The organism is Ruminococcus sp. HUN007, assembly GCF_000712055.1.
GTDB lineage: Bacteria > Bacillota > Clostridia > Oscillospirales > Ruminococcaceae > HUN007.
The window spans coordinates 217,525-242,138 of the sequence record NZ_JOOA01000002.1; the positions used below are offsets into that span (position 1 = coordinate 217,525).

Annotated in this window: 22 protein-coding genes and 1 pseudogene; 3 read left to right on the plus strand and 20 right to left on the minus strand. The window is 37.5% G+C overall.

Translation table 11 applies throughout. The annotated features are described in order from the left end of the window. Positions 1 to 64: 64 nt before the first annotated feature. Positions 65 to 607, minus strand: a complete 543-nt coding sequence (locus CC97_RS05030; protein WP_242848124.1) for a metallophosphoesterase — start codon at positions 605 to 607, stop codon at positions 65 to 67. Positions 608 to 889: 282 nt separating this feature from the next. Here CC97_RS05030 and CC97_RS05035 point away from each other — a divergent pair, with 282 nt between their 5' ends. Continuing rightward, positions 890 to 1,327 carry a DUF4869 domain-containing protein gene (locus tag CC97_RS05035; RefSeq protein WP_044974106.1) on the plus strand — a complete coding sequence of 146 codons (438 nt, stop codon included), beginning with the start codon at positions 890 to 892 and terminating at the stop codon, positions 1,325 to 1,327. 7 nt (positions 1,328 to 1,334) lie between these two features. Then, positions 1,335 to 2,294, plus strand: coding sequence for a hypothetical protein (locus CC97_RS05040; RefSeq protein ID WP_044974107.1), 960 nt, complete (start codon positions 1,335 to 1,337; stop codon positions 2,292 to 2,294). A 208-nt stretch (positions 2,295 to 2,502) separates the two neighbouring features. On the opposite strand, the gene CC97_RS05045 is transcribed toward CC97_RS05040, so the two are convergent. From CC97_RS05045 to CC97_RS05100, 13 genes are all read right to left on the minus strand, one after another. After that, the gene (locus CC97_RS05045; RefSeq protein ID WP_044974108.1) at positions 2,503 to 3,021 is read right to left on the minus strand and encodes a hypothetical protein; all 519 of its coding nucleotides are present in this window, start codon (positions 3,019 to 3,021) and stop codon (positions 2,503 to 2,505) included. Further along, complete coding sequence (locus CC97_RS18615; protein WP_347493859.1) at positions 3,021 to 4,715, minus strand: HNH endonuclease; 1,695 nt, start codon at positions 4,713 to 4,715, stop codon at positions 3,021 to 3,023. Before CC97_RS18615 ends, CC97_RS05045 begins: the two co-directional genes overlap by 1 nt. After that, positions 4,690 to 5,217, minus strand: coding sequence for a DEAD/DEAH box helicase family protein (locus CC97_RS05055; RefSeq protein WP_049962696.1), 528 nt, complete (start codon positions 5,215 to 5,217; stop codon positions 4,690 to 4,692). Before CC97_RS05055 ends, CC97_RS18615 begins: the two co-directional genes overlap by 26 nt. A gap of 187 nt (positions 5,218 to 5,404) precedes the next feature. After that, on the minus strand, positions 5,405 to 6,400 hold the full coding sequence (locus CC97_RS05060; protein ID WP_044973980.1) for an IS5 family transposase: 996 nt from the start codon (positions 6,398 to 6,400) through the stop codon (positions 5,405 to 5,407). Positions 6,401 to 6,745: 345 nt separating this feature from the next. Next, positions 6,746 to 7,168, minus strand: a complete 423-nt coding sequence (locus tag CC97_RS05065; protein ID WP_044974109.1) for an HD domain-containing protein — start codon at positions 7,166 to 7,168, stop codon at positions 6,746 to 6,748. A gap of 25 nt (positions 7,169 to 7,193) precedes the next feature. After that, positions 7,194 to 7,646 (minus strand): GNAT family N-acetyltransferase, encoded by a 453-nt coding sequence (locus tag CC97_RS05070; protein WP_044974110.1) that lies wholly within the window; start codon positions 7,644 to 7,646, stop codon positions 7,194 to 7,196. A gap of 318 nt (positions 7,647 to 7,964) precedes the next feature. Then, complete coding sequence (locus CC97_RS05075; RefSeq protein WP_044974111.1) at positions 7,965 to 9,119, minus strand: hypothetical protein; 1,155 nt, start codon at positions 9,117 to 9,119, stop codon at positions 7,965 to 7,967. Positions 9,120 to 9,471: 352 nt separating this feature from the next. Then, on the minus strand, positions 9,472 to 9,837 hold the full coding sequence (locus CC97_RS20855; RefSeq protein ID WP_049962697.1) for a GxxExxY protein: 366 nt from the start codon (positions 9,835 to 9,837) through the stop codon (positions 9,472 to 9,474). After that, positions 9,821 to 11,014, minus strand: coding sequence for an AAA-like domain-containing protein (locus CC97_RS05080; RefSeq protein ID WP_049962698.1), 1,194 nt, complete (start codon positions 11,012 to 11,014; stop codon positions 9,821 to 9,823). The genes CC97_RS20855 and CC97_RS05080 overlap by 17 nt, the downstream gene beginning before the upstream one ends. A 115-nt stretch (positions 11,015 to 11,129) precedes the next feature. Next, complete coding sequence (locus CC97_RS05085) at positions 11,130 to 11,858, minus strand: HAD family hydrolase (protein ID WP_197021825.1); 729 nt, start codon at positions 11,856 to 11,858, stop codon at positions 11,130 to 11,132. Between the two features lie 125 nt (positions 11,859 to 11,983). After that, positions 11,984 to 13,615, minus strand: a complete 1,632-nt coding sequence (locus CC97_RS05090) for a hypothetical protein (protein WP_044974113.1) — start codon at positions 13,613 to 13,615, stop codon at positions 11,984 to 11,986. After that, the gene (locus CC97_RS05095) at positions 13,608 to 14,312 is read right to left on the minus strand and encodes an ABC transporter ATP-binding protein (RefSeq protein ID WP_044974114.1); all 705 of its coding nucleotides are present in this window, start codon (positions 14,310 to 14,312) and stop codon (positions 13,608 to 13,610) included. The genes CC97_RS05090 and CC97_RS05095 overlap by 8 nt, the downstream gene beginning before the upstream one ends. Positions 14,313 to 14,516: 204 nt before the next feature. Further along, entirely contained in the window at positions 14,517 to 14,960 is a 444-nt protein-coding gene (locus tag CC97_RS05100; protein WP_044974115.1) for a GNAT family N-acetyltransferase, read from the minus strand. A gap of 343 nt (positions 14,961 to 15,303) precedes the next feature. Here CC97_RS05100 and CC97_RS05105 point away from each other — a divergent pair, with 343 nt between their 5' ends. Beyond that, positions 15,304 to 16,098, plus strand: coding sequence for a YhfC family glutamic-type intramembrane protease (locus tag CC97_RS05105; protein WP_044974116.1), 795 nt, complete (start codon positions 15,304 to 15,306; stop codon positions 16,096 to 16,098). A gap of 133 nt (positions 16,099 to 16,231) precedes the next feature. Here CC97_RS05105 and CC97_RS05110 read toward each other — a convergent pair whose 3' ends face one another. From CC97_RS05110 to CC97_RS05135, 6 genes and pseudogenes are all read right to left on the minus strand, one after another. Further along, complete coding sequence (locus CC97_RS05110; protein ID WP_044974117.1) at positions 16,232 to 19,333, minus strand: type I restriction endonuclease subunit R; 3,102 nt, start codon at positions 19,331 to 19,333, stop codon at positions 16,232 to 16,234. A gap of 46 nt (positions 19,334 to 19,379) precedes the next feature. Then, positions 19,380 to 19,934: a hypothetical protein gene (locus CC97_RS05115; RefSeq protein WP_044974118.1), complete on the minus strand. Its 555-nt coding sequence runs from the start codon at positions 19,932 to 19,934 to the stop codon at positions 19,380 to 19,382. 3 nt (positions 19,935 to 19,937) lie between these two features. After that, on the minus strand, positions 19,938 to 21,206 hold the full coding sequence (locus CC97_RS19495) for a restriction endonuclease subunit S (protein ID WP_081849998.1): 1,269 nt from the start codon (positions 21,204 to 21,206) through the stop codon (positions 19,938 to 19,940). A gap of 5 nt (positions 21,207 to 21,211) precedes the next feature. After that, entirely contained in the window at positions 21,212 to 21,889 is a 678-nt protein-coding gene (locus tag CC97_RS05125; RefSeq protein ID WP_044974120.1) for a hypothetical protein, read from the minus strand. Positions 21,890 to 21,919: 30 nt separating this feature from the next. Continuing rightward, positions 21,920 to 23,020, minus strand: coding sequence for a PDDEXK nuclease domain-containing protein (locus CC97_RS05130; protein WP_044974121.1), 1,101 nt, complete (start codon positions 23,018 to 23,020; stop codon positions 21,920 to 21,922). After that, positions 23,020 to 24,592 (minus strand): annotated as a pseudogene (locus tag CC97_RS05135) (type I restriction-modification system subunit M). Before CC97_RS05135 ends, CC97_RS05130 begins: the two are co-directional and overlap by 1 nt. Positions 24,593 to 24,614 lie beyond the last annotated feature (22 nt).

The following is a 24,614-nucleotide window of genomic DNA, read 5'->3' on the forward strand; positions in this document are numbered from 1 at the left end:
TTTATCTCTATGTCCGGAAAGGTCACATCACCTTTCAAGAAATGCCAGAGCTTTCTTGTATTTTTCAAGTCTTGTATAGTCCTTTTCCGTAGGATTCGGAATGCGGCTCAGATCCATATTGTGTTTTAACCCCGACATCTGATTTTATCTTTTCAAACGACACAGGTTTATAACCGATCCTTTCAACACTCACGCAGTATCCATGACTGCTGTAGTCGTTATAGTTCGGATTATTGTGAATGTGTCCGTATATATTTGCATACGGCATATTTTTATTTACATACAGCGGTTCATGAGACAGCATCCAGAAACCATCAAGGATGACCGGTAGATCATAGACCTCAGTAAAACCGTTATTTCTGTAATAATTGCTGTCGTACATATCGTGATTGCCTTTTACCAGAATTTTAATACCATTCAGCTCGCTTATATATCGTTCATTTCCGATATCTCCGAGCAGGTAAACCGTATCGTCCTTACCAACTACTCTGTTCCAGTTTTCTATGATAGCAGCGTTCATTTCTTCAGCGGTTGAAAACGGTCTGCTTTCATAATTCATTATATTCTCATCATCAAAATGCAGGTCTGCAATAAAGAAAATGCTCACGGTTTTGTTCTCCTTTCACTGTCAGCTATTTATCATTCTCTATTTTTCATCACATATCGTCCTTCATACTAAAAAACAAAACCCACCTTTGAAAGCATTGTATTTCTGCCTTATTCAAGGTGGGGTCTGTAAATACTATTATAAACTCAAAGTCGTACTGTGTCAAGTTTCTGGAAATATAATACGGTGATTCTGTTTTTCCTCTTGAATAACATGGCTTTAAATGCTATAATTATACTTAACACAAGGAATGATCACATACTGAAACCAGAGGTGAATTAAATGCTTAACGTGTATTTCGGAGATATGCCTGAAGCAATCTACAATACAAATGTCTATTTTAATAATACTTATAAAGACAACTGGATCACCAAACAGCTTTCTAAAGATATAATAAAAGCAGTTGACAAATCTGAAGTTATCGATGAAAGAAATATACTTAGCCCTGTATTCGGAAATATGAGTCCCAAAAAGTTATCCGGTGGAGTTAAGACTTTGCTTCTTATCGCATACGACAAAACAAAAATCTTCAACGCCTCGACCTGTGGTGATAACTGTGCCGAGTGGATACTAAAAATCGCAGAGGAGCGAAAAGTAGAAATCAATTTACGTCACCTCATGGATTTCGGTAAAGGCGAGTTTAAAATTAAGGTTATGAATACCGGAAAGATCGTAAAAAATATGGGCGAACTTGTATATGAAGCCGGAGAGTTTGTGTGAGGTATTTATGACTGGAAAACATCATGTTGAAATAAAAAACCGTGATGCGGTGTTCAAATTTGATCTGAACCGTAATATCACTATAGTTAAAGGTGACAGTGGAACCGGTAAAACCACTCTGTTTGAAATGGTTGCCGATTATACAAGACTCCGTGAATCAAGCGGAGTAAATATTTCGTGCGACAAACAATGCGCAGCACTTATTGATACTGACTGGAAAAATCAGCTTAGCGGACTTAATGAATGTATTGTATTCATCGATGAAGGTGCTGAATATCTTAAAACAAAAGATTTCGCAGGAACGATTAAGAATTCAGGAAACTACTACGTTATATTCAATCGTGAAAGCCTTCACGATCTTCCTTACAGCGTAGATGAAATATATGAGATCAAAGCCAGCGGAAAATATCACAGCTTCAAAAGATTGTTCAAATCCAGTTCTAAGCATATATATTACAGAGACAAAGCTGCCACAAAACTGAAATACGATACTTTACTAACTGAGGATTCAAAATCCGGTTTTCAGTTTTATCAGAATTATTTTTCCGGAAGCGATATCACATGCTTTTCTTCATCATCTAATTCATCGATTTTCTCATGGCTGAAAGAAAACAATGAGAAAAAAGTACTTGTAATCGCTGATGGTGCTGCTTTTGGATCTGAAATAGACAGAATACTAAAACTAGATTCTTCTTCAAATATCAGACTGTGTCTTCCGGAATCATTTGAATGGCTTATTTTGAAATCAGGACTAATCAAAACCGATAATATCAATGCTGTCCTTGAAAATCCATCGGAATATATTGAATGCTCAGAATATTTCAGCTGGGAAAATTTCTTTGAAAAATACCTTATAGATAACACGGTAAATACCCCATTCCAGTATGCTAAAAGAGAAATAAATCCGATATATCTTAATGAAATTAATTCAGAAAAAATTATAGCTGAAATCTATACTGTCAAATAACGATCTGAGCCTTGTTTCCGTACTGGAAGCAAGGCTCATTTTACGTATTTTCAATTGTGCCGAAGGCACCACCATTTAAATGGAACGCCTTCGGCGTGCTATTTTTAAAAGATCGCAATTCAGAGATTGCTGCTGATAACAACAAAACGCTTCAGAGCCTTTTTCCTACATCCTTATTATATCATTTGCAATATGCACTCTTTGATTATCAGCTCAGTCGAATCATTATCATCTGATCAAGTTTGATTTCTGAAATATCACAAGGAACATAATCTTTCAGATATATTTTAAGTTTTAACATATTAAGTGTATGCTTGATACTATCAGTCAATTGTTCACTTCTACGTTTGTAATTAAAATCATTGATAATTGTACGAAGCTTAAGACGTTTATAACCTATATCCGTATACATAAGCTGAAGCTTGATCAATCTGAAATATCGTTCGATTAAATCATCTGGCAGCTCTTCATTCATTGAACAGCCTGCTTCTTTCATTATCAAATGTATATCGTCAAGTTCTTCTTCGCTTGTTTCATAATAAATGCACTTATCTCTGACTAATTTACGAAACTTATCATAACTATTTCTATGCATTGCAGAAATATCACTATTAAGATTCTGAAAAATGCTCTTTATTACAATCTCTTCCTGAGATCTCCGCAAATCTGAGGAAACAAGAAGAAGTGCAACATCATCTGGAGTATATTTATACTTTGATTTTCCCATTACTTATCCCCTTTTTGCATATTGCAAGTTCTGCAAAGCACCTGCAGATTATCTTCTTCTGTAAGTCCACCCTTTGACATAGGAACAATATGATCAACGTGAAGAAACTGTCTTGTATCAAACACTTTTTTACAGCATGCGCAAACATACTGACCAGCTGCATTCTTAGCTTTATTATAAACCTTTTCACGTAATTCTATGCCTGTTTTTGGGAAACGCTGTATGAGATCATAAAGGCTTAATTTTCTGGCTTCTATAATCTCAGACTGGGATTGAGGTTCAACATTTGAAACCTTGATATAACCATTTAACTTATCGAGTTCTATTTCAATCATTTTCTTAAAGAAATACTGGTTTGAGAAATAAACCGGAACGACACTGCCATCTTCATTCCAGAGTTTATCAATATATTCTCTTTCTGATTTTCTGGATAAGTCGTTCTCATATATGTACTTTGCGACATCAGAAGCGTCAAGTTTCTTTCTGTCAAGTTCATCTAGCGTAATAAACAATGGTTCAAATGGCCTTTCTGCAAAATACTTAATCAGATGTTCAATGTCTGATCGTTTACATTGCGGAATCAAATCTTCACTGAAGTATTTTTCCATACAAATATCTATCATCTCGTTCATAGATTCTTCAGTGAATTCATTCACAAATTCTCTGGCTTTTAAATCTGCAATAAGACTGCTGTATGCTTCCTTATTGCTGCTGTAAATCAGAATAGTATAAGTTGCGTCATCCATTTTAAGAAGATACATGCCAAGTGGAATTCGCTCAATCATAGGTATGCTGTCCAGACGAGATGTATCTACATTTGAATCTGCCATCATAGCAAATTCTTCAAGCTTTGAAATTGAGATCCAGCGAACTTGAGTGTCGCGACTGTTATGAATATCATCTTTCTCAAAATACTCTTCATCACTGAGGATTTTTGGATTAACCCAGGCGATTTTGTCATGCCAGTTATCTATAAAGCTAACTATATACGCTTCTTTTGTACCTTTTGCTTTTTCACCGCGCAATGCTCTACCTACCATCTGAGTCATAAGCACGCGGGAAACAGTAGGACGAGCAAGAAATACAGTATGCGTTTGAGGCAAATCTGTTCCTTCAGTAAGAATATTTACATTAATAAGGACTTGAATATCACCATTACGGTAACTATCAATTTTTCTTTCATTATCTTTATTGGAAATGGTTATACCAGTTGCTTCATCTCTAATGTCTGAAACTATAAAATCAGATTTTATACCCAGCTTTTTTCCCTTTTCATTAAAAAGTTTATTTAGTGCAACAGCATGCTCTTTTCCAACCGTAAAAACAATAGTCTGACCATATTTCTCATAATTATCAAGATAATTTTTTACAATGAGAGCGTTACGTTCGGAATCTCCCCCGATCTTTTTGGCAATGTCCTCTGGGATTTTATCAAAGTTTTCAATACTCTGCAGCGCTTTAATCCCTAATTGTTCTGAATAATCCAGCTTTGTTTCAACTTCTTCATAATAAGGATATGCAAGGATTCTTTTATCGATCAGCTCCTGAAGATCAACTTTATAAATGATATCATCAGTAAAGATCTGTTTTAAAGCACCCTTTTCATCTTCAGAAGTACGGAACGGAGTAGCAGTAAGACCAAGCAGCTTTACTGATTTTGCATGCTTATCAACATAGTCTATAATTTTTTTTATAAGACCTAGCTACTGCATGGTGAGCCTCGTCAATAACAAAATAAATATCTTCGTTTTTAATCCACTTATCAAGCTTTTCAAGACTGCGTACTAAGCTGTCTTTTCCTGCTATGATCACATTATCATCCTGTTTTATATTTACCGGTTTATCGTGTACTCCGGATACCAGTCGATAATTGAAGACTGTATGATTGATCATATCATCTGTATATGCATTCAACGTAAATGTTTCGGCAGCCTGTTCCAAAAGCAACTGACGATGAGCTATCCAGAGTATCTTTTTCCCTTTATCTACAGCATTTTTAAGAAGCCAGTTTACTGCTGTTAAAGTTTTCCCTCCGCCTGTAGGAAGTACAAGCATTGTTCTGAATTCCGGCTTCTTATCAATATCATTAAGAGCCTTTATCGCCTCAGCCTGATGCTCATACAAAGTTCTAGGATTATGACCATTAGCCGGTGTAATCTCCTTACAATTAATATTCATAGTAGTATTGTTTGACATAATAATCCCTCTCATTTTCGACTTGTAATATTCTACCGCTATTTATTTTTAGGGAAACGCTGAATAAGTCGTGATATAATAAAATATCCTTGTAATATTGGAATAATATTGAAATGCGAATCGCTATTCGAGCATTTACCTCATTTTTTTATTATTTTTTGCGGAATTAATCCGCATTAGGGTACACTTACCCCTTGCAAAATTCTGCAGTTCTTCCTGCACGAGAACACATCAGCAAATTTGCTGATGCGAATAGAAAATTGAATCTATTCATGTTCTTTTTTATTCCTTTGTATGCTACTTTTGAGTATCCAAATGTATTCTTTACAATGAGGAAAGCATGTTCCACTTTGCATCTTACTGATGACTTATCATGCTCCATCTTTTTATCCCAGTTAATACCGTTATAGTCATCTGAGGTTTTTAAACTTGACGGTCTTTTATTGATTTCAAACTTCATGTTTTTATGATGCTCATCCTGTTTTATGGCATTCTGTGCCGGAACACCAAGATAACCAGAATCGCCGTACATTATTTCATCATCATTGCGAATAAGCTTAGATGCTTCAGTGGAATCATGCACATTTGCCGCTGTTCCGGTTATTGTATGCACATATCCTGTTCCAGCATCTACTCCAGCATGTACCTTCATTCCATGATACCACTGATTGCCTTTCTTAGTCTGATGCATTTCAGGATCACGTTCTCCCTTGGCATTCTTTGTTGAACTTGGTGCTGCAATTATTGTTGCGTCAACAATTGTACCACCATGCATGATAAGTCCTGCCTTTTCAAGTCGATCATTAACGTCCTTGAAAATAGCGTCGCCGATATTATGTTCTTCAAGAAGATGTCGAAACTTCAGTAATGTTGTTGCATCCGGAACTTGTTCATGCATAAAATTTATTTTCATGAATTTTCTCATTGCATAGCTATCATAAATAGCATCTTCGACACCTTCATCTGATAGATTGAACCAATCCTGAAGAAGATACATTCTAAGCATGGTCTCGATACCTTTTACAGGTCTGCCATGATTACCTGACGGATAGTAAGGAGCGATTATCTGAATCCATGAATCCCATGGAATTATCTCTTCCATTCTATTAAGAAACGCTTCTTTTTTTCCCTGACGCTTTCTAAGGGAATATTCCATATCGCTGAAACTTAACTGTCCGTTCATATCAAAATACCTCGCATAATATATTTTATTAACTACATTATATCATATATACGACAATTTGTCAATACTAACGTCGATTAAATCAGCGTTTCCTTAGTACTTGATTAATTCTATCACACCTCATTTTAATATAATCGGTTGAAAGCGGCTCTGCCGCTTTCTATTGAATGGATGCCTATTATCATACATATATTCTACACTATTTTGTCGTTTGTGTCAATATCGTATTAATTTTTACTAAAAAATATGTGTCAATATTACAACTGAGTCAAACAAAAAATCCTGAAATACCGTTAATCGATACATCAGGATTTTCGTAATTTGGATTATATCTGACTCATCAGATCACCCTTCAAGAAACGCCAGAGCCCTCTTATATTTTTCAAGTCTTGCATAGTCCTTTTCCGTAGGATTCGGAATGCGGCTCAGATCCATATTGTGTTTTAAATCTGCTATCTTTACCGCTCTTGCGACACTGTCAGAGCGGATGTTTTTAAGATATTCTTCATATGGAACGTTTTTGTCTTTGGTAAGAAGTTTTATGGAATCCACTATCTTTGGAGTGAAACCCATATTAAGAAGATCATCGGCAGTAATCGGTATATCTTCAATAACGTCATGCAGATATGCCACGATCTTCTGTTCAGTTTCTTTCACCGATGCCGCAACAGCGGTCGGATGACCTATATACGGCTTTCCGCCCTTATCGACCTGATCCTTATGTGCTTCTGTGGCAACCTTTATGGCAAGTTCAAGCAGTTTCTCCATCTTTACAGCCTCCCTTGTTAAGATATCATTCCCCTGTCGGAACGTCTGAATTCAGACTCTTGTTACGATAGTTAAGATTCGTTCTTAAAGAATATCCCTGATTCTCCCAGAATATATTTGCTGTATCATTATCCTTGAAAACCAGCCCGAAAATCTTCTGTATGCCTTCTTTCTGTATCGCTTCTTCAGCAAGTGACACCAGATGACGTGCTATTCCCATACGACGATAGTCCGGATGAACACACATATGATGAATGATAGCCCTGCGTCCGTCATGTCCGGTAAGGATAACACCAATAATTTTACCATCCTTTACAGCTGCAAAACATGTATCAGGATTTCGCTTTAAATATCTCTCTATACCCTCACGTGAATCATCAACCGGGTTCAGAGCACGGCGACTCTGTTCAGTGCTGTTCCAAAGTTCATAAAGTGCATCGTAGTCGTCGATTGTTACCTTTTTAATTTCGTAGTTCATAATAAACCTTCTTTCTTTATATACTTTGATATGTATAGATTTCTCCAGCCGATTTCTATACATTTCGGGAGTTCAATTCCCGTTTTGTATAAAAGCATCGATGGATTTAATACAAAATAGTACAACAAACGAGTAATACGTTTATTGTACCACATTAACTTAAGCAAATCAATTATCATAAACACCATTGTCAATGCCAAATGGTACCACAGCTAAATTTTGCTAACAGAAAAACCTGATATATCTTTATTCGATATACCAGGTTTTTCATCATTTACTTAAAGCATATAACCGATGACTAAAAATCATACTTACAAATCACTCAGTTATCTGATAAACAGGAATAACCTCGCCGGATACTGCACTGACATATGTTACAATATTCTGACCTGAGTATTTCGCTTCGGTATATGCGCCGGATAGCATCCACACCGGTTCAGTCGTGATCGATACTGAATCTGATTTATACACTATTCGGTTTACAGTTACAAGATCTATTGACGTTATACTGCATTTATGAGTGTCTTCATAGCTGCGGCGAAGGGTGTTGAAGGCGTGAACAGGTGAAAGTATCTGTGCTTCCTCTGCGACTGATGAACTTCTGATAATTCCATTGATCTTAAACCATGTTATTTTATCATCAGAGTAAATACAATATACCATAGAACAGTCAAGAACTTCATCTTCCTTATTTTCTGTTATTCCGGATGAAGGAAGTCCGCCGTGCACTACCGGATAAACTATGAGATATGTTTCTTTTTCAGAAGAGCTCTCTCTGGTTTCGTTTTCACTGTTTTCGTCGTTATTTTCCGTTTTGATATCATTTATCGAATAAACATCAGGGCTCAGAACCTTTTCGGAAATACCTGCTGCATCCATTATTGCATCTGATGCTGCAAGGGCATCGGTGATTTTCTGATCATCAGCTGCATCAGTACTGATCCTGTTTTCATCAGTTATATATTTCCGGATATCATTATCCAGTGAAGCGGTTTTGTTTTCAGGCGATGTAAACGTGATCTCTCCGGACTGAAAAACAATTTCTGAACCATCATCGAGCTGGTATTTAACTCTTTCGGTTCCTGCAATTTTTTCATGAGGATCATATACCTTTCTGTCAGTAACAGATCTGCTCGTTATCAGTCCGTTTTCTGTAAGGTCAGCTATGATTTTTTCACTGTCCCAATCCATATAAATGGAATGATATGTATTTAAGACGGTATCCTTATCATAGTCTGAAGGCATAGTAATTTCAGCGTCAGCTGTTATGTATTCGTTTTCAACGTCGGAAAGATGATCAGGAAACAGTTCCGGATCTGTCTCAGTCTTCTGTTCATCAGTAATTGCAGACTGAAAAGTGTGCTCATTTACAGAAATCTCTATAGATTCCGGAACATCGTTCGTCGATCTGGAACATGAAGACAGAAATAAGATACACAGTACAGATATACTTAAAAGTTTTGATTTTGCCAATTGAATTACTCCTTATCAGGTACTATAAAACACAAGGAGTATTCAGTTAAATTCTGAATACTCCCCTGTGATTTATCAATAAACATATACAATTCCCTTGATACATAGTAAAACTATGTACTATCAACATAACTTATTATATCATTTAAAAGCTATAAAAGTCAATTGACAAATTTCATATATCTTATCATCATATTATTTAAAAATACAGATACTATACCGTATAATTTTACTGTACCGAAAACTATAGACTGATATATCCTAAAATCAGATGTACAGTTAATTGTGCATTTTCAGCGTAATGTAATTTAACACCAATTCTTAAACAAATGCTTCTGCGAGATTCTTGCCTTCAACTGTTTTGAAAATCAAACCAGAGTTTTTTCTTCTTATTGAAACTGTAAGTAAGAAGATAACCCTTATCAAGATGATAATGCTCAAGATAAGCTGCAAGCTGCTTCTCGCCTTTTTCGTGATATGCTACTCCGCGCCATATCTTAAGTTCAACTACAAAACGCTCACCGTGATAATCAATTACAATATCCATGCGTTCATTATTACGGGTACGCGCTTCAACATAATAGTTTCCTGTACCATTTATGACTGGTCTCACAAAAAGCAAAAATCTTCTTCTGCCTTCTTCTTCATCAAACGCCTCCGCTCTGCCTTCGTAAATATCATCGAAAACGACAGCGTATCTTTCAAGAAGCTTTTCCATATTCAGCTTTCCGTTTTCTATGATGCTTTCTTTTTCGGAAAAAACCGGAACGTGAAACTGAACTTTCTTTAAGCTCATTACGGCTGAGAAAATAATTATAAAGCAGCATTTCAAACATCCTGTTTGAAATTGCAAGCACACCGTCATTATTCTTAAGAAATCCGTACATTTCTCCATCCATCGACGGAATGTTATACTGATTATAAATTATCTGTTCCCCGCCGAGGAGTATTCTTTCGAGAAGATCACTGAGCGGTTCGTTGTCAGATACTTTACCCATCAAAGAATCAAATAGCATATTGGATTCTTTTAATATTATTTTTACCGCTTCGCTTACACCAAATGTATTCCATGAATCTGTAAGTCTTTCATCTATTGTCTGACATATACAGCTAACAAGATACGGGTATCCGCTTGTGTAGTCAAAAATCTCTTCAGCTATCCGTCTTGTATCCATACCGGTATGATAATCTTTTTCGTATTCATCAAGCATACCAGTTATACCATCCGCTGAAAGGCTCATATCAATATTAAAGTTAGCCGCTATATTCCACGGGCTGTTAAATTTATGTACATCTTCAGGACGAAGCTTTCTCTTAAGATTCTTAACATCCGTCACACCGGCAAGTATTACAGATTGAAATGTATCAGCTCCTTTGGATACACGAGCGATATATCCTGATCTTAGCTGTGCCAGAAAATCAAGAAAAACCTGATTGTTTGCTGCACTGTCCACTTCATCGATGATCAGTACCACCGGTTTATCAGATTCTTTACACCATCTTCTGAATACACGGAAGATATCTGCCATACGAACTTTTTCTGTATCGTTTTGTGTTATCTCACGGAGCATTTCAAGATAGGGTTCTGGTATTTCAGCATCATTTAACTCACATTCATCGATCAGCATCTGCGCCAGTGCCTGAGTAAATACTCTTCCGCTAGAAAAATCATCTTCATCCAAATCCTGAAAATCAAGGCTTAAAACATCGTATTTATCTTTAAGATCTTTCTTAAGGGCCGTAAGTGTAGTTGTCTTTCCATACTGTCTTGCTCTGTTTATTGTGAAATAATCTCCGGCATCGACCATTTTTCTGATCTTTTTAAGGCGTTCTGTTATATCGACCATATAATTATTTTCAGGTATACATGCTCCTGTAGTAGTAAATACTTTCAATCGTAGACCGCCTTTCATTAAGAATTTTCGAATTAATTCTATTGTACCATATTAACAGATGCAAATCAATTATTAGATTCATTATATATACCTTATCGGAACCATCCGCGAGGCGTTACACCTCTAAAAGATCCTTAAATTCATCCCAGTTTCTTACGTATAAATACGGAAAATCCGGTTTAATCTTTTCGTTTCTTTCAAAAAGATTATGCGGTACGCTCCGGTCGTCGTACAGCACCGGATGAAAGCCGAAACTTCCGGCACCGACTACATCTGCTGCCATATCGTTTCCTACGTACCATATTTCGTCCTTTTCGAGTCCGCTCTTACGAAGCGCCATTTCGAACATGTGCGGGTCCGGTTTACGGAAAATGTACTCGCTGGATGCGAGAATAAATTCAAAGTTATGCTCCGGAAATCCTTCGGTCAGTCTTCTTGTAAGTACCGCTCCCGACCAGCAGAGATTGCTTATTACACCGGTACGAATATTATTATCTCTGAGGAATGCAAGCATTTCAGCCGCTCCGGGAGTCTGACGCGGTGCGGATATTCCGTTCCAGGTGATGTATTCAGCCTCTTCGAACGGTACTGAAAGCTTCATATCAAAATGCTCCAGTACGTTCTTCATAAAAATATGCTCATGTATTTCGATGAGATCTCCGCGAAGAGCTTTGATCTCGTCAAACAGTTTTAAAAGATATGCCCCGAATTCTTCAAGACTTATATTGTGAGGATTCTGACATATGTACGGATAGATTGCCGCATTTCCGCTTGCAGGATCAAAATACGGCTCGGACATCAGCGTTCCGCCGTAATCAAATAGGATCATTTTTGGTTTATTCATATATTCAAAGATCATCCTTCCTGTTATTATTAGCCGATATCCAGGAAGCAAACATGCTCTGAATACCGGCTGTGTAATGTAAATGATTCTATTATAGTAAACCTAATTGGGATATCAACATTGAATTATTTCAGATTAAAACGCTTCGGTGCAAGCTTGTACACAAGAAGAAATGAAACCGGAATAAAAAGAAGTGTCGCTAAGGCAAATATCACAAAGAAATATCTCAGTGAAGTTTCAGTCCAGGCGCCATTATTGGATATCATATAAAGAGAATACATACCAATTACCATAACCGCATTTATAATCTTGTAGGCCTTTCCGTGTACATTCATGTCTTCAGTATAAGGCTGGAAAATGTAATACATCATTGTATGGAAAACTGAGAAGAATACCGATGACGCAAGATAACCGAAACTTGCAAAACACGCTGTAAAAAGAAAATCTGTATGATGTGAAAGAAGCACTACCTCAAAAGGTATCAGACTTAGCACTACTGAAGGTAAAAGATCGATTAAAATGATATATTTAATCCTGCACCTGAAATTTTCAAGAACCGCTCTTCCCTGTCGGTAGTACCCGTATTTAAGCAGTGCTCTGTCACAGTCATAGAAAAGGGACTGACAGATAACCTGAGCCGAAGAAAGAATGAACATCCAGTAGATCATCGCAGGAGCCTGACGTACGACGCCCATAAAATCTTTTGTATTTCCGAATTCAGGAACAAACATATACAGAATAAATACCATAATTGCAGCTCCGAGAACTATTACCATCTTAAAGGCAGCCTTCGAAATGAACAGATGTCTGTGTCTGTCAAAAAAGATAGCATTAATATATGCATATCCCTTCTTGTTCTCATACTTTCCTGTTCCGGACTTAAGCATAGCCTTTTCATCTTTTTCGTTCATTACAAGAAAAGCTTTGAGATTCTTCTGCTTATTAGTTTCCTTTAACTTTACAGAGACCTGTTCATAAGTAATAAGTTCCTTTGCTATCATACGGTAACGTCTGTATTTTACAAGATAAATGCAGGATATTGCAGCTGCTAAAACCGTACAGATTATTCCCGGAACACTCGTCATGACTCCATAAGTATTAATACTTCCGAGAGTAACGATCGACATTATTTCACCGATGAAAAATGCCGCTGCGAAAGTCAGTACAGCAATAATAGTCTTAACCGATCTTGATTTTGTACGGTCATATAAAAACAGATTTAATGCTTCGCCTATAAATCTGAAACAGATTACATACGCACAGCATAAAAGCCAGGTCTTTAAGCCTCCGAAAAACACCAGAACAAAGAAATCTGCAAACGTTCTTATGATTCTTCTGAACAGAAGTGTCATGTAATATTCCTTTGCAGGTGTATGCATAACATGCAGCATTATATAATCGTTTCTTTCCTTCGAAGGAGCTGCAATACAGTTATGACCAAATGCTCCGAAAATACAGAACATCCAGAACATAAGATGAAACATCAGAGCCTGATTATTTTTTACTGCTGACGGATCATCAAAAACAAGGCACGGAAAAATAACAGTGAAAAAAACTGCTAAACATCCGAGCAGAAATTCGAGAATGGTTTTTCTTATCTTGTTTATTATCGAAAGGAAAAGCTTAACATCCCTGTTTTTGTAGCACTCATCTGTAACAAGCTTTTTAGTAAGCGGAAATTTCTGAAGATAATAGATCAGCTCATTACCTTCCCTGAAAAAACTGATCTTAAGCTGTTTGAAGTAAAGATTATTCATTCTTATAATCCTCCTTCAGGATCTCCATTACATACTCTTCAAGTTCTCTGTCTGTTTTGCCATCAGTTGACAGTCCCTGAAGTTTTCCGTCATGGAGAAGAACGATCTCATCACAGAGATCTGATGCGAGCTGCATGATATGAGTCGAAAGAATGGTAATATGATCTTCCTTCATTGAAAGAAGTATTTCCTTCATTTCGTGGGCAACTACAACGTCAAGTGATGTCATAGGTTCATCGAGAAGAATTACTGCCGGATGTGAAATGAAGAATGTAAGCATCTGAAGCTTGTTTTTCATACCCTGAGAATAGCCCTTGACAAGCTTGTGCATGTCCTCATCTGTAAAACGAAGCTGGCGGAGATAATCTTCAGCAGTCTTTCCCTCGTTTACATTCTGGATCTCCATATAGAACTTGATAAATTCATAACCTGTAAGGAATTCAGGAAGCACCGGAGTTGAAAATGCAAAACCGATCTCGTTTTTCTCTGTTACGTCAGTTCCGTTTTCATCGAAAATAGAGACCGTACCGTTTTCGTATCTCATATCACCGCTGATACAGTTGAAAAGTGTGGTCTTACCGGCACCGTTTCTTCCGAGAAGTCCGTAAATCTTTCCTTTTTCAAATTTAAAAGTTGCTCCCTTAAGGACTTCCTTATCACCGAATTTCTTGTGAATGTCATTTACATTAAGTTTCATTGTTTTTGCCTTTCTTTATGTTATTTTTATTTATCTTGTTGTGTTCATCATACCAATATCAAAACTTTATAAATATTATAGCACAAAAGCTTGATTATTTCCATAGTTTATAGTAAATTATTTTTTCATGATGCACATGATATGCAAGTGTCATGATATTTTAAAACGGGTATACTAAAGCAGGACAACCGTCGTATATCAGATTTACATTGTTCTTCGCAGATACACCATATCCACCAGCTGAACACCGCATTCATATATCGGGTGATCATAGTTATCTGTAAAGAAATTCGGAACAGTATGTGAGCGCACAAAATCACACTTCTCATAAAATGGAACTGTAAGCGGACTGTCACCTGTTCCCACCTGTAATACAGAATATCGTTCACTAAATGTCTGTACAATAAAATCAATCAATATTTTCGCATATCCCTTTCCCTGATATTCCGGATATGTTGCGATATTTTTAATTTCAAGCAAGCCGTTCCCTTCCTCTGTAATGACGCATTCACTCTTTACTCCATCATCGTCTAGTACATACATCTTTCCTTTTTCGAGGTAACGATCAATCATATCTTCCTGTTCATCTGCCAATAGCAGCAGGTCAATGTATTCTTTTTTGTTTTCTGTTATTTCAATTATCTTCATAAGTCACCTGTTCTTTTTTCCTCAGTATGTGCAAATTATGCACATACTGAAATGGTATGCCTTCGGCATGATATTTTTATATTTCTGAATGGATTTCACCCTTTTAGTCTCTATTCGCAACTTGTGCATTTTTGGCACAAGTTGAATTCTAAGTCTATAAATAATATGATATCACCATTTGTTTAATAGGTCAATTGATTTTGTATTTTATACCTTGCCGCTTAAAACAAAATGCACCTGATCAGGTGCATTTTTTCTATAGCACGACGAAGTCGTACCTTGATAAAATTGATGAAATCTGATATAATAAGTTAAAATCATTAATTGATATGAGGAAAACCATATGGAAGAAATAAAAATATCAGTACCTACGCTGATTGGGTTCGGCATTGGTGCATTTTTCGGCTGGTTTATGCCGCTCATAATGTGGATAGTATGGCGAAAGAAAAAACATGCCGCGTATTTTCCGTTTATCTCAGGAATCGTGGCATACATACTTATTTCACTTGTAAGAATGGTAGTGCGGATAATATTCCTTAGGGGCGTTTTAAGGAATCATTTTACCGACGGTCTTATTTCCGGTGTATGTGAAGAAGTCGGACGATTTCTTGTTTTCAGATATGCACTATACGAATATAAAGATCCGAAAAATGCAGTATCATACGGCATCGGTCACGGTGGGTGGGAAATGTTCATAGTTTACGGTTTAAACGGACTATCATCCCCTGCGCTGATAACCGGACTTGCGTATACAATACTCGGTATGGAAAAATATCTGAGCTACGGTGACCTGACATATGAACAAGCTAACGAAACTCTTTCATCTCTTGCTGAAATGAATATCGGTACAAGTATTATGTCTGTCATCGACGCCTTTTCAGGAATGACTTTCCATATCGCACTTTCTGTTCTTGTATTTATTGCTGTACACTCGGAAAACTGGAAAAAGTATCTTTTATCTGCTGTCGCAATACATACAATATCAGATTTCCTTGCCGGTCAGCTGTTCGGAAGTCAAACATCCATCGAACGTATGATTGCCGGTCTTTGCGAGACCGTAGGTGTTATATATTTCGTTTATATGGTTTATCAGAAATACAGTGAGGAAAATGTGTATGCTGACCATGTGCAGCAATAATATAAAATATACGTTTAACCGGTACCAGATTAGGTGCCGGTTTTCTTTAGCACGACGAAATGGTATGCCTTCGGCATGCTATTATTAAACGGGTACCTTCGAAAAGGCACCCGTTAGTTTTTATATTGTAATGTCATCCAATATTCCAGAATCGCTCGAAGAAAGATTTAAGTTTTTCGATAACAGTTTCCTTCTTCTCTTTACGATTGCCGCCGCCAAAGCGTGATACTGCCGGAAGGATCTTATCAATGTCAGTTCCGGTTGTTTTGATTCCACCGTCACGGAATGCACCTTCAACGAATGACCTTGTTTCAGCTTCTTTAAGTTTTTCTTCTGTAATAAGGGCTGTAAGTGCCTTTTCACGTTCTTCGGCAACATAGCTGTGCCACTCATTCATAACATCGTCAACTTCATTGATACCTGCAATAAAGTTTTCAATGAGCTCTTTCTTACTTCTGAGTTCCGGACTTGAATCAACAGCTTTCTGAATGGAAACAAGTATTTCCTTGTCCTTACAGTGAGTGTCATGATACTTCGTAACAAGCATTAGAATATAATCAATATTGATCTCGATCTGTTTTATAAGCTCTATCTCAAAAACAATGTCATCATCAATATCTGTCAGCTCACCTTTTTTGCGACGTTCTTTCCATTCATCACGAAGGTCCTGGTAACGACCGAGATAATCCTGAAAATCACGTTCTGATATTATTTCCATCCCTTCGAATTCATCGAAGCTGACAAGAATGTTACGCATACGGAGTATCGCCCCAACAAGTGCGATAAAGTCTTTCTGACGCTGTTCACCGGTAATCTGCTGTTCAGTAAGCGGATATTCCTCAATGAGTTCATTTATCATATCAGCATAGCCGTCAACGTGTTCACCTTTCTTGTTAGTAAAACCGTTGTAGTAATCATTGAAACTCTGTAAAGTAACAATACCACCTGCGTTCTTGTCTCCGAAAAGTGAAATAGCCGAGTCTGTACGTTTCTGCAAAGCTCTGAAGCATATGATGTTTCCAAAAGTCTTTATAGAATTGAGAATACGGTTTGTTCTTGAAAACGCCTGTATCAGTCCATGCATTTTCAGATTTTTGTCTACCCACAGTGTATTGAGAGTAGTGGCATCAAAACCGGTAAGGAACATGTTTACTACAATAAGAAGATCAATCTCCTTGTTTTTCATTCGTAAGGAAATATCTTTGTAGTAACTCTGGAACTTATCACTGGAAGTATCATAGTTCGTATTGAACATACGGTTGTAATCACGGATTGCATCTTCAAGAAAATCCCTTGAAGTCTGATCAAGTGCAGATGTATCTTCCGGATTTTCTTCATCGAGTATGCCATCCGGCTCTTCTTCGTTTGCTCCGTAACTGTAAATAACAGCGATCTTAAGAGCCTTCTCAGGATGCTGTTTCATCTGTTCCTTAAATTCTCTGTAATAGAGTTTTACAGCTTCAATGGAGTCAACAGCAAAAATTGAATTAAACCCGCTGATATTTGACTTCTGATGAATTTCTTTTACTGCGCCCTTATTTTTGTCGGCAGCCACTTCCGCAACATTTGTCAGAACGCTCTTGGAATAGCTTTTCTGATTTCTGTAGGTTTTCTGATCAAAGTGATCAAGTATATAGCTGGTTATCATCGACACTCTTGTAAGTGAATGATACGCCTTGACGCGATCGATGTCCCAGACTTCATCATCTTCAATGTATTCTTCCTTTTCCATTGTTTTGATATAGTCAACACGGAACGGAAGAACGTTCTTGTCGTTGATAGCGTCAACGATGGTATAGGCATGAAGCTGATCACCGAAAGCCTGTTCAGTTGTACGAAGGTTCGGATTTTTTCCTGTACCGGAATTCATTGCGAATATCGGTGTACCGGTAAATCCGAAAAGATGATATTTCTTAAACTTCTTAGTGATAGCAGTATGCATATCTCCGAACTGACTTCTGTGACACTCATCAAAGATGATAACAACTCGTTTGTCATATACATCATGAGTCTGATTTTTCTTGATAAATGTCGCCAGTTTCTGAATTGTCGTTATTATAATGCGACAGTCCTGATCTTCAAGCTGCTTTTTAAGGATAACCGTTGAAGTATTACTGTTAGCCGCTCCCTTTTCAAAACGATCGTACTCTCGCATCGTCTGATAATCGAGATCTTTACGGTCAACTACAAAAAGAACTTTATCAATAAAATCAAGTTTTGAAGCAAGACGAGCAGATTTAAAAGAAGTAAGTGTCTTACCTGAACCCGTAGTGTGCCATATGTAACCTCCACCGGCAACTGAACCGTATTTCTTATAGTTGTTTGCTATTTCAATACGGTTAAGAATACGTTCGGTAGCAACGATCTGATACGGACGCATTACAAGGAGAAGGTTTTCCGATGTGAAAATACAGTATTTCGTAAGGATATTCAGTATAGTATGCTTAGCGAAAAACGTCTTTGTAAAGTCAACAAGATCAGGAATAACTCTGTTGTTTGAGTCCGCCCAGAATGAGGTGAATTCAAAGCTGTTGCTTGTTTTGGTTTTCTTACGTGCCTTCCCTGCTTCCTTAACAGCGTTGAAACGCGTAGAATTTGAGTAATATTTCGTATTTGTACCATTTGAAATTACAAATATCTGAACATACTCAAAAAGACCTGATCCAGTCCAGAAACTGTCTCTCTGATAACGGTCTATCTGATTGAACGCTTCACGAATTGGTATGCCACGACGTTTCAGTTCGATGTGTACAAGCGGAAATCCGTTTACAAGTACAGTGACATCATATCGGTTCTTTCGTGTTCCTGTATCGACTGAGTACTGATTAATGACCTGAAGGCTGTTGTTGTGAATGTTCTTCTTGTCTATAAGAGTGATGTTCTTGGTAGTCCCGTCATCACGTTTCAGATTTTTAACGCTGTCTTCCTGTACGGTCTTTGTTTTCTCAACGATACCTTCATTGGCATTAGCGATATATTCAGTAAAAAAGCGTTTCCATTCCCCATCAGTAAACGTATATCCATTGAGTTTTTCAATCTGAACCCGAAGATTTGTAATAAGGTCATCTTCCTTATGGATGGTAAGATACTCATACCCCAGTTCTTCAAGTCTACTGATAAATTCTTTTTCCAGCTCCGCTTCGCTCTGATAAGCTTCGGCAGTACGCTGTTCGGGTGTATATTCGGTAACGACAGTATTTTCAGTTGTTGCAGCTACGATGTTGAAGTAACTCATTAATAATCACCTATTATCACAGTTATTAATCCGTTTATAATTCTGCTTAGTTAATAAAATCAATTTCCAGAATATTTGATTCTATATCTGTCGGAAAGTTCGGACAAAGTTCTTCTTTTGCTTTCGAAAGAATGACAAATAACGCAGACAACGAGAGCATTATATTTTTAAGATTGGCTTTCTGGTAATTGAAATTGCCGTTTTCATCTTTCTCTGTTCGCTTATGCTTTACAAGATTATAAGCCTTCCACCAGTCAGCTGAATCTGTTTCATTAAATTTAGCAAACGGTACAAAATTGATTTCTTCATAAGGAAATTTCGTTTTGCATTTCCAGCTCTGAAGTTTAGGATACTTGTCTATAAGAAGATTTATTTTTTTCGTTATGCCATAACGTTCTTTTACACTTGCATCAAATTCCTTGCAAAATTCATCAGCAAGAGAGTCGATTTCACTGCATATGGTAAGATACATTGAAATGAACTGATTTGAAAAAGTAGAATAATTCTTAGGGTCAATGGTTACATAGTCAGAAAGTTCCATCATTCTTTTTTCAATGAGTCTGAACTGACCCCAGTACATTTGAAAAGTTACACGTTCCATTTATCAAGCCTCTTTTTTCTCTTTGAATGTTAAAAGTTTATCACGGTAGTATTCATACTGTTTCCGCCTTGCCTCTATCTCCGCAGGCAAGCCCTCAGAAATGTCGTTGCAGAGCTTGTCAAAGCGGTCGAGGATTCTTACTATGCGTTCTTGTTCATCTATTGGTGGAACAGGAATCATTACTCCTCTCAATCCGGTTTTGTTGAATTTTGGCATAGCACTTTTTGAAATAATCTTTGATAACGCATTCTTGCCGTATTTAGAATTGAGCCAATAAAAATAGAACTTATTATTGTTTGTCTTCAACATTACAGCATTAGGAGCAAGACTCATTTTAATGTCTAACATAGGACAAAGGAAAGAATTACCTACTCCTGCGCCGATATTATTTATTATGATTTCGCCACCGAAAAGCCTTGATTTTTCAAGAAATTTATATGCGTTTTCATCAATGTAAATCATTTGATCTCTATCAAATCCGTTTGAAAAATCAACTGTTCTGATAAGTGCAGCGAAGTCAGGATTTCGCTTGTATGTAACATTTTCTCTTAAACTTGCAAAGCTACCATTAGCAACATAATCTGTAACTTCCGCAACATCTCCAAGCGTTCTCCATTCGCACTCACTTGCCCCCCCGTGGACACCGAAGTCTAACAGGAGGTCACGATAGTATTCATACTGCTTTTTACGAGCTGTAAGCTCTTTTTCAAGTTCCTGTTGTAAGGTGGTGCCACTTGCGGAATACTCATCAAGGATATTGACAATTTCAGCTTGTACCTCCAAAGGCGGTACAGGGATTGTTATATCGGCAAGTTTGTCGGGAGTGACCTCTATAACTTTTGTTCCGTGTGCTAACTTTTTCTTTTGAGCATAGAACATTGCTGTATGGAAATAGTAGCACAGGTATTTCGGGTTTAGGGTGTGATGAATAATAGCGGTATGACCGCTTAGGGCGATTTCATCATCACCGAGCCACGCAACACACTTGCACACATCATCAATGTTTTCGCTTGTCACCGCCATTACAATATCATTCTTGACAGCGTATTTCTGCTTTTTGGCGGCATCTTCGCTTATGAAGGTCAGCGTTTTATCAGCAAACAAGCCGTATCTTGTGTATATCTGCCCGTAGTGGATACAAGGCACACCGTCCTCGCAAAAGTCTTTTTTCTGAAAGCTGCCGCCCCTGCTGATAGTGGCAACTTCACCGAGCTTTTTGTATTCCACACCGTTAGGGCAAAGCTCTTTTATCAGTTGTTCAAGTTTGGTCATTGACATCACCTATAATCATTCTTTTTTGATTTGCGTAAATGTTTATCAAGAGCGTATAGCTTATCAATATATAGTCTTGCAACCCGATAAATATCATCAAAATTGCAGCCGATATATCGAAAAAACTTCATCCCATCATCTTTATCAGAATAAACATAGAAATAGAAGTCACATTTCCGATTCCCATTTGCATAAAGCCCGTTGAAATTTAATTCATAAATTGTATCCGACTTACTGAAAGGCGACGTTATGTCTCGCTTAAAATCTCTGATATCCACGCAGATATAGTTTCCATCGAATCCGAATTGAGGATGTCTACTCGTTGAAAGCGGATGTGCTACCGCAAAAGAGCGAATTGCATTGATATATTTCTTGCCGTTTGATAATTCAGAGTCTTTGGAATATACAAAATAAGACATAACATCTTGACGATATAACTTTTCAATCTTTTCAAATGCTTCTTGAATCCAAACGACAAGAATAATAACATATATAATAGATTTCATCGTCGGTTTGTCCAACTGGGGAATCTCAGAATTCAAATCTTGAATACTAAAATTAATTTTTTGCATAAAATCGCACATTTTGCTATAATCTGACTTGTTAGATAAAATCCAGTGTTTATATAGTCCTTTTCGGGAATTAAAGCAAATATCGTTCAAATTCCTAATTGGCTCAATCATAATTATCCCTCAATCCTCGCAGAAATGCTGTCATTTTTGCTCATTATGCTTATCCTCATTCAATTCCGCTTCAATTTCCTCTATCGTCGGCAGCGAACCCTTAAAGTTTTCGGGTATCAGCTTGGAAAGTTCATAGCTCGACACGCCAAGCGGCTGCGAGGTGGATTCAAGTGCATACTGAGCTTCTACACTGTCGAGTGACTTGCATACAATCAGCCCGATAGCAGGATTCTGCCAGTCTTCTTTAAGCTGATGGTTTACGGCTACCACATATGTACCGAGCTGTCCGGCAAATGATGGTTCAAACTCAGTAACTTTTACTTCAAGAACTACATAGCACTTTAAATTGATATTGAAAAAAAGCATATCAATAAAGTTTTCTTTACCGCCTATTTCAACGCGATATTCACGGCCAACAAAAGAAAATCCGCTTCCAAGTTCAAGAAGAAACTTTGTAATATTATCCATAATAGCATCTTTCAGCTCTTTTTCATTATATCTTTCTGTAAGCGTAAGAAAGTCGAAGTTATAAGGATCTCTGGTCATTTCCTGTGCAAGATCACTCTGTACTTCCGGGAGCGTGTTCTTAAAATTGGTTATTGCCTTACCCTGTCTTTCATACAAATCGGTATCGAGAAAGTTGAGCAGAACGGCTCTTGACCAATGATTTTCAATTACCTTTTCCACATAAAACAAAGCTTTCTGCTGATCATCACGGCATTTTCCAATAATCTGGATATGATGTCCCCACGGAACGAAAAAAACACTTTCGCTTATGTAGTCTTTTCCAAGTGAAAACTGTTTCTCATTATCTTCCAAATCCACAACAACTTGTTGTGGATTTAAAGAATAAAGATCGTAAAACCACGCCATGTAACGTAAATTCGTCTCGGAAAACGCTTTAACAGTAGGTAGAAGTTCTTTCAGATCAAAGCTTAGTCTTTTATAAAAGCCTGAACCGTATTGGGTAGTAAAATTCTTCTGAGAAATATCTCTGCCAATAGACCAGTAAAACTTAAGCATCTCAGAATTAACTTTTACTGCCGCTTTTATCTGACTTTGACGAAATCTATTGGATATATCAGCAATCCATTCTTTATACTCTTTATCAGCTTTCAAAAGTGTACTCATCAGTTCTGATCTCCTTCAATCTCCGCAATAATCTTATCGATTTCTGCCCTAAGTACATCCTCTCGCTTTACGATCTCAGCAATATCCGCATTAAGAACAGCAATATCAATTACTTCCCTTGTATCCTCCTGCTCAATGTAGGTAGACACAGAAAGATTGTAATCATTTGCCGCTATCTCATCATTTGGAACAAGGCGGCAGAAATACTCTTTGTCAAGACGTTCTTCAAACGCTGAAACGATTTTCGAAATATTCTCCTCTGTCAGCTTGTTGTTGTTCGTAACCTTGACACATTCCTTTGATGCATCAATAAAGAGCGTACTATTGACAGCCTTGTTCTTCTTAAGAACCATAATACAGGTAGCAATGGAAGTACCATAGAAAAGATTATCCGGTAACTGAATGATACAGTCCACAAAATTGTTGTCAATCAGATATTTACGTATCTTCTGTTCAGCACCGCCACGATACATTACACCTGGGAAACATACGATAGCAGCCGCACCGTTATTGGCAAGCCAGCTCAGTGAATGCATTATGAATGCAAGGTCAGCCTTTGACTTCGGAGCAAGAACACCTGCAGGTGAGAAACGAGGATCATTTATAAGGAGCGGATTTGCGTCGCCCTCCCACTTGATGGAATAAGGCGGATTTGATACGATAACTTCAAACGGTTCATCATCCCAGTGCTGCGGTTCAGTAAGTGTATCCTCATGGGCAATATTGAATTTATCGTAATCAATATCATGCAGGAACATATTGATTCGGCAGAGGTTGTAAGTAGTAATATTGATTTCCTGTCCGAAAAAGCCCTGACGCACCTTGTCTTTACCTAGTATCTTTGCAGCCTTAAGAAGAAGTGAACCGGAACCGCAGGCAGGATCGTAGACTTTGTTTACTTCTGTCTTCCCTGTTGTCGCGAGTCTTGTAAGAAGTTCAGATACTTCCTGAGGAGTATAGTATTCACCACCGGATTTACCAGCATTTGAAGCATACATACCCATGAGATATTCGTAAGCATCGCCGAATGCGTCAATGGTATTATCCTTGTAATCACCAAGCTGCATTGATGCTACACCGTTCATGAGTTTAACAAGGCGCTCATTACGCTTAGCAACAGTACCGCCGAGCTTATTACTGTTTACATCAAAGTCATCAAACAGTCCCTTGAAATCATCTTCACTGTCACAGCCCTGTGCAGAACTTTCGATGCTTCTGAAAATGCCTTCAAGTGTTTCATTAAGATTTTCATCGTTTTCAGCTCTGTCAAGAACATTACAGAAAAGCTGGGACGGAAGGATAAAGAAACCCTTTGTCTGCACCATATCATCACGAGCGGTTTCAGCTTCATCATCCGGAAGTTTTGTATAGTCGAAATCCGGTGTACCTGCTTCGGCTTCACCGGCATTTATATAATTTGTAAGGTTTTTCTGAAATATAGCGGTAAAACAGCATTACAAGAACGTAATTCTTAAAATCCCATCCGTCAACGCTGCCGCGAAGGTCATTTGCGATTCCCCATATAGTACGATGAAGTTCCGCACGTTCCTGTTCTTTCTTATTATCTATCATAGTCAATAACTCACTTTCCTAT

Coding starts and splice junctions, on each gene's coding strand:
- CC97_RS05060 (WP_044973980.1), bottom strand. CDS start 6,400: ATGAACGGACAGTTAAGTTTCAGCGATATGGAATATTCCCTTAGAAAG.
- CC97_RS05045 (WP_044974108.1), bottom strand. CDS start 3,021: ATGGGAAAATCAAAGTATAAATATACTCCAGATGATGTTGCACTTCTT.
- CC97_RS05125 (WP_044974120.1), bottom strand. CDS start 21,889: ATGATTGAGCCAATTAGGAATTTGAACGATATTTGCTTTAATTCCCGA.
- CC97_RS05040 (WP_044974107.1), top strand. CDS start 1,335: ATGACTGGAAAACATCATGTTGAAATAAAAAACCGTGATGCGGTGTTC.
- CC97_RS20855 (WP_049962697.1), bottom strand. CDS start 9,837: ATGGAAAAGCTTCTTGAAAGATACGCTGTCGTTTTCGATGATATTTAC.
- CC97_RS05085 (WP_197021825.1), bottom strand. CDS start 11,858: ATGAATAAACCAAAAATGATCCTATTTGATTACGGCGGAACGCTGATG.
- CC97_RS19495 (WP_081849998.1), bottom strand. CDS start 21,206: ATGACCAAACTTGAACAACTGATAAAAGAGCTTTGCCCTAACGGTGTG.
- CC97_RS05110 (WP_044974117.1), bottom strand. CDS start 19,333: ATGAGTTACTTCAACATCGTAGCTGCAACAACTGAAAATACTGTCGTT.
- CC97_RS05130 (WP_044974121.1), bottom strand. CDS start 23,020: ATGAGTACACTTTTGAAAGCTGATAAAGAGTATAAAGAATGGATTGCT.
- CC97_RS05035 (WP_044974106.1), top strand. CDS start 890: ATGCTTAACGTGTATTTCGGAGATATGCCTGAAGCAATCTACAATACA.
- CC97_RS05095 (WP_044974114.1), bottom strand. CDS start 14,312: ATGAAACTTAATGTAAATGACATTCACAAGAAATTCGGTGATAAGGAA.
- CC97_RS05105 (WP_044974116.1), top strand. CDS start 15,304: ATGGAAGAAATAAAAATATCAGTACCTACGCTGATTGGGTTCGGCATT.
- CC97_RS05115 (WP_044974118.1), bottom strand. CDS start 19,934: ATGGAACGTGTAACTTTTCAAATGTACTGGGGTCAGTTCAGACTCATT.
- CC97_RS05100 (WP_044974115.1), bottom strand. CDS start 14,960: ATGAAGATAATTGAAATAACAGAAAACAAAAAAGAATACATTGACCTG.
- CC97_RS05090 (WP_044974113.1), bottom strand. CDS start 13,615: ATGAATAATCTTTACTTCAAACAGCTTAAGATCAGTTTTTTCAGGGAA.
- CC97_RS05065 (WP_044974109.1), bottom strand. CDS start 7,168: ATGGAGAAACTGCTTGAACTTGCCATAAAGGTTGCCACAGAAGCACAT.
- CC97_RS05055 (WP_049962696.1), bottom strand. CDS start 5,217: ATGTCAAACAATACTACTATGAATATTAATTGTAAGGAGATTACACCG.
- CC97_RS05070 (WP_044974110.1), bottom strand. CDS start 7,646: ATGAACTACGAAATTAAAAAGGTAACAATCGACGACTACGATGCACTT.